Here is a 5,948-nt window from a genome sequence, read left to right as displayed (position 1 = left end):
ATCGTGCCCAGCTCTAAGTCTACGATCTTTTGATTCACGAATGCTACGACTGTTTTGGGATTGAGTTCTTGTGAAGATTCAAAAACAAGATACAAGCAGCCATTTTTGACTTTGGCAAGGGTCGTAATGCCGCGATTTTTTAAAGCGAGATCGAGCATGGAAATCCAGGCTTTGAGAACCATGGGTTCGGAGATCGGATTTGCCACTTCCTCATCTTTAGGAGAGTCTTCGAATCGATCTTCGATGTCGGTCGTCCGGATCGTATCCGTCTCAACAGCCGTTGACAAAAAATCCATTTCTTGCTTTGCTAATATCTCTTTGACGATCGAAAAATGAGATTGGAGTTTATCCGTTAGCATTTGTAGGGCTTGATATTTCAGTAACAAACCTTCGGGTGCGGGTTCTTCCATCAACCGATCTTCCAATCGGCTTTCAACCTCTGCTAGAGTATTTTGAAATGCCAGAGTCGAATCTTTAAATTGTTGATTGACTAAATTTTCGATTTCTTCTTGCAAATTCAGTTTTCGGAACAGAGAGTCAGCAACGCGATCGGCAATTTTGAAAATCTCTAAATCGTGAGAGAGATCGGGTCTCGATACCGGAAAACCAGACGTTTTAAAGTTGCCCTTCAGCTCAAAATCCACACGATTCTCGGAGATGTCTAGAGGGCGATCGATTTCAGATAGATCTTCGCTATCATCACAGCTTAACTGAGAATCGGGTAAGTCATAGTTGGAATTCGCATAAGAAATAGTTTGGCTCGTATCCTCCACATTTTCAAATTCAACAGGAGAATCGAAATGAGTGGAAGTTTCCCGATCGAGAACAATTGCCCCAGCCTCAATATTATTTAATTTCCATTCAATTTCAGTTGCTTCGGTATCGAAGAGTTGAGTCTCGTCCTCATCTTCACTAAAGCTTGAATTATCTAACTCGATATTGGATTCGGGAATATCGTTGTATAAACGACGCATATACTTAACAACAACTCGAGCCGTTTCCAATGTTTTTTCATCATCGACATTCTTCCGATCGAGCGATTTTGCCATTTCGTAGAGCTTTTCCTCGAGTTCTAAAAAAGTGGAGAAATTGGCATATAACTTCTTCAAAAGTGCGTAAAATTCTTTTGATTTCAAAGCCAACCAATCTCGGGTGCTAAAATCAAAAATGCGATAAACAACTGAAAAAACTAAAATTTTGGCTCGAAGCGGGTTCGTTTGTTGTAGGATTTTCGTGCGAACTTCAAATAAATCTCGCGCGTCTGGCAGGCGTTCTGGGTCAGTTGAGGTCATCATGAACAGTCAAGATTGAAGGCGTTAGTAGCGCGGCGCGCGGGGAATGGAAAATCGGACACGAAGCACGAACGAGTTTGCCACCAAAGCGATTTTAACAAGTCTTCGTTACTTGGAGCGCGCGAGCGTACGATCGTTGTAAGTTAGAAAATCGGTGTAGGTCAGTTGGGGAAGTAGGGGCTGACAGGGAATGGTTTGTTACAATCGAGCGATTGAGATCGTGACGGAAATGAGAATTCAAGGGTTTTACTCCTCCGGCTTCCCTTGCCTCCTCTGCCCCCCTGCCCCATTTCACGCTGAATCTAAAAAACAGACACTTAATCCTTGCCCCCCCTTCGTGCGCTTCGTGAATTCCGAAGTTCCCCTCCTCGTTGTACTCTTGAACTTAGGTGTTGCGGCGCGAGCTTGAAGGCGATCGATTGCACCGTGCAAAATGATTCTCCTCAAAGTCAAATCTCCCTCCCGCACCTGTTAGCGATATCGCTTCTAGGTAAGGCCCGATGACCCACTCAGTACCCACGTTTTCAACCCAATGGCAACCCAAAGGGCGATCGAGTTCGAGCGAACCCATTCTGGCTGCTATTGATATTGGCACGAACTCGGTTCACATGGTCGTTGTCAAAATTCAACCGACTTTGCCCGCATTTACGATCGTCGCTCGCGAAAAGGAGACGGTACGCCTGGGCGATCGCGATCCGAAAACGGGTCACCTCAAACCCGAGGTGATGGCCGCATCGATCGCGGCTTTGGGTCGATTTCAAGAAATTGCCCTTCTCAGTAACGCTGCCGAAATCGTTGCTGTCGCCACCAGTGCCACCCGAGAAGCCCCTAACGGTCGAGACTTTCTCCAACAAATCCAAGACAAATTGGGTTTGGAGGTGAGTTTAATTTCCGGCCAGGAAGAGGCACGCCGCATCTACCTGGGAATTTTATCGGGGATGGAATTTAATAACCAACCCCACATCGCTATCGATATCGGCGGTGGTTCCACGGAGTTAATTTTGGGGGATAGCTACGAACCTCGCAGCCTCAGCAGTACCAAAGTCGGGGCCGTGCGCCTGACTTCCAAGTTTGTCAGCACCGATCCTATTAGCAGCAAAGACTTTCAATACCTGCGCGCCTACATTCGAGGAAAGTTAGAGCGTCCGGTTGAAGATTTACAAGCTTACCTGCATCCGGGAGAAGAACCCCGTTTGGTGGGAACTTCCGGCACGATCCAATGTTTGGCAAAAATTCACGCCGCGCAAACCACCGGCACGATTCCTAATTCCCTACAAGGATATGAATTGTCCCGCGACAACCTGCACGAAATCCTCAAAAAGCTGCGCAAGCTCACCTACGAAGAGCGCATCCAAGTGCCGGGAGTCTCCGAACGCCGAGGGGAAATTCTTGTCGCTGGGGCGCTAATTCTCCAAGAGGCGATGGAACTGTTGGATATTGAGTCGATTTCCATCTGCGAGCGATCGCTGCGGGAAGGTCTAATTGTCGACTGGATGCCCGATCGCGGATTGGTAGAAGAGCGGCTTTTTTACCAATCCTCGGTTCGCCGCCTGAGCACCCTCCAAATTGCCCAAAAATATCAGGTCAATCTCCAATACGCCCAGCGCGTTGCTCAGTTTGCCCTGACGTTGTTCGATCGCACTCAAGGTCAACTCCACCACTGGCAAGACTCGGAACGACAGTTGCTGTGGACAGCGGCCTTGCTACACAATTGCGGGCTGTTCGTCAGTCATTCCGCCCACCACAAACATTCTTACTACCTCATTCACAATAGCGAACTCCTCGGCTACACGGAAACCGAAGTCGAGTCGATCGCCAATCTCGCTCGCTACCATCGCAAAAGTCTGCCCAAGAAAAAGCACGAACCTTACAACAATTTGCCCAAACTTCAGCAGCAAATCGTCGAAGAACTCAGTGCGCTCTTGCGGTTGGCAGTAGCGCTCGATCGCCGCCAAATTGGAGCGATCGAACAACTTCAATGTCAATATATCCCCCATCTCAAAGAACTTCACCTGACTCTATTTCCCTCAATTCCCGACGATCCTTGCGAGCTTGAGCTGTGGAGTTTAGATTACAAAAAAGAAGCGTTTGAAACTCAGTTCGGAGCGACTGTCGTTGCCAAGGTCAGTCGCTAAGCAACCAGCTCGCCGCGTCTGCTTGATATTGCTCGCTTTCACCCATGCCTAAAGAGTTTGCGTCGTGCTATGCCGCTCTAGGAATGGGGCGATCGCGGCATTAAACGCTTCCGGTTCTCCTAAAGGGGCCCAGTGATTACCCGGAACTCTTCGAATCTCGAGATGGGAGAGATGCTTTTGATAGGGCTTCAGTTGCCAGTTGTAGCGGTTTACCCCAGACTCGGGCTGGACGAAGAGAGTGGGTACGCTTACCGATCGGGTGAGTCCCGGCACTCGCAGCACCGCATCGAAGATTCGATCGCGGGCGGCGATCGTAAATTTGCTTCCCCATCGACCGTCGGGCTTTTGTTCGATGCTCTGGCGAAATACAGCTTCTTGGAGCGGTGTCCAGTCTCGGTATTGTTTCATTTGACGGGCTTTGGCAATGGCTGCGGCCTCGCTCTCGAAGGGTCCCATACCTTGGAGAAAGGGCAAAAGCCGATAGAACAGCGGAAAACTCAGTCGCAAAATACCCGGCATCCCATAGACGAAAATCGGATCGACCAATACCATGGCGCGCAGCTTTTGCGGGTTTTGGGTCGCCCAGATGGTTGCGACTTTGCCGCTCCAGGAATGGCCGATGACACGAGCTTGCGGCCAACCCAGGACGTCCATGAGGGCTTCTAAGTCGGCGATGACCCGATCGAATCCGTAGCCGCACTCGGGTTTGCTGCTGTCGCCATGACCCCGCATATCCACCGCCACGATATGGTAGCGATCGCTCAACGCATCTGCCAATGCCGACCACACCAGAGCATTATCGGCTAACCCGTGGAGCAATAACAGGGGAATCGTCCCTCGATCCCATTCGAGATAAGATAAGTCAATATCTCCGACCCGTACCGTTTTACGCATACCCGGCATTGTTTCTTCCCCCCTCATTCGCTTTGTTAGAACCTGCCACTTTCATATAAGAATTAGGGAACGGGAAACAGGAGTAATCATCGATCGTTTCGGTGTGAAAATTTTATGTTTGATTTCTACGAAACGTCTAATTGTTCATTCTCCTCATCTCCCTCCCTCCCAGTCTCCTGCGTAAAAGAGAGAAATCGTGAAAAATCATGGGTTTGATGGGGGAGAGTTATAGCACTTCGTTATCAGTTTATTTACACAATCGATGAAACCGGCTTTTTCCATTCCCCATCCCCCATTGGTGACAAGTTGAGCGATTTTATGAACGGTCAAGTGTACTTCTTCGACTTCTCTCAAACCTATGAGCCATCGCGATTCCACTCTTGTACGCAGGGGCACAACGACCGGCGAGCGCGACCGGGGGAGGCGTTTCGTCCCCCGACGGGAGGGCGAAGCCGAAGGCGGAGGGTTGGGGGGAGACCCCCGCGCGTGCCGGGTTCTGGGTCGATTACTCGATGGTTGACAAAGCGAATGCAACCAAAACTAGTCACCAATGCCCATTCCCCGTTCCCGAACCCGCAAACCTTGTGACGAAAAGGGCGCGAACTGCGATAACCAGCTTGATACCTGACACAACTGCTGAAGTGACTTACGAACCCGAGGATTGCTGGATTCGACGCAATTCGTTCTCGACCTCGGCTTTAAGTTGAGCATCTTGAGTCAATCTTTGGGTCACTTCGTTGAAAATGGGAACGCTCAACCGTTGTTCTCGGACGATATCTTGCGCTTGGAGACAATAATCCACAGCGATTTGTTTGACTTGGCCGCGCAACCCGGCAACCGTCTCGGGATTATCGCAAATCACTTGAGGTGGGGGGTTGTCGTCGTTGGCTTCGTCAATTTGCTGGTATGCCGTTCGGCGCAATCGATCGATTTCCCAAACCGATCGGGCATAAGCAGCAATCGTTTGCTCTTTATCGAGAACGGGTTCTTCGCCGACTTCGGTTTCCCCTGGCGCATTTCCGGCCGCACAACTCGCTAAGAGGGTGGAACCTAGAGCGATCGCGACGATCGTTTTCGTCCAAACGTGACGGGAGTATTGACCCATAGCCGTATTTTTCTCAGGTTTAGTTAGACTTGTTCAAATGCCGCACAGCTCCCCATTGACGGGAGCTGACGTATTTTATAGTATCAGTCGGGGCAAAAGACCGATCGCCCCGACACCCTCGCGTTCTTAAACCCCCAATGTCAATTTCCATCCTTTGAGAGTTCCCGTATCTCGGGGCACGCGATCGATGACCCGCAGTTGCCAATCCCCTCGAGCCGAGAGACCCAGCAAGGTTTTCAGGATTGGAGAACTTCCCACGGAGTAACGGGCGCGCAGGGAGGTTTGACATCCTAAGCTGCGACCTTGCAACAACACCGCCCGATTACCCGGCGCGATCAGGTAAATTTCCACATCCCCTAAAAACTCGTGTTCGAGATACACTTCCACTTGAACGTCCAAAACCGATCTCGAATCTCCTACGCGAATGCGGCTGGTTGCGCCGCGCGCATCGTTATCGGGAACGGGATACGCGCGATCGTTGCGCCCTTCAATACGTTGACTCACTGGGGCGGCGGTTGAATA

The 5,948-nt window shown here is 50.2% G+C and carries 5 protein-coding genes; 1 reads left to right on the top strand and 4 read right to left on the bottom strand.

Features of this window, described 5'->3' with window-relative positions:
- Positions 1–1,295, bottom strand: a 1,295-nt coding sequence (locus tag IQ235_RS16585) for a hypothetical protein (protein WP_264322540.1), incomplete at its 3' end; no start/stop codon positions are given.
- Between the two features lie 497 nt (positions 1,296–1,792).
- Between IQ235_RS16585 and IQ235_RS16580 the strand changes: the two genes are divergently transcribed.
- Positions 1,793–3,427 carry a Ppx/GppA phosphatase family protein gene (locus IQ235_RS16580; RefSeq protein ID WP_264322539.1) on the top strand — a complete coding sequence of 545 codons (1,635 nt, stop codon included), beginning with the start codon at positions 1,793–1,795 and terminating at the stop codon, positions 3,425–3,427.
- Positions 3,428–3,475: 48 nt separating this feature from the next.
- Here the strand turns inward: IQ235_RS16580 and IQ235_RS16575 are convergent, their stop codons facing one another.
- The 3 genes from IQ235_RS16575 to IQ235_RS16565 all read right to left on the bottom strand — a co-directional run.
- The gene (locus tag IQ235_RS16575) at positions 3,476–4,330 is read right to left on the bottom strand and encodes an alpha/beta fold hydrolase (protein WP_264322538.1); all 855 of its coding nucleotides are present in this window, start codon (positions 4,328–4,330) and stop codon (positions 3,476–3,478) included.
- A gap of 637 nt (positions 4,331–4,967) precedes the next feature.
- Positions 4,968–5,426 carry a DUF4168 domain-containing protein gene (locus IQ235_RS16570; RefSeq protein WP_264322537.1) on the bottom strand — a complete coding sequence of 153 codons (459 nt, stop codon included), beginning with the start codon at positions 5,424–5,426 and terminating at the stop codon, positions 4,968–4,970.
- A gap of 126 nt (positions 5,427–5,552) precedes the next feature.
- Positions 5,553–5,948 (bottom strand): proprotein convertase P-domain-containing protein (locus IQ235_RS16565; RefSeq protein ID WP_264322536.1); only part of this gene is annotated, 396 nt, incomplete at its 5' end.

The organism is Zarconia navalis LEGE 11467 (assembly GCF_015207075.1).
In the GTDB taxonomy this organism is placed as follows: Bacteria; Cyanobacteriota; Cyanobacteriia; order Cyanobacteriales; family Geitlerinemataceae; genus Zarconia; species Zarconia navalis.
This window is presented reverse-complemented; position numbering and strand designations above follow the sequence as displayed.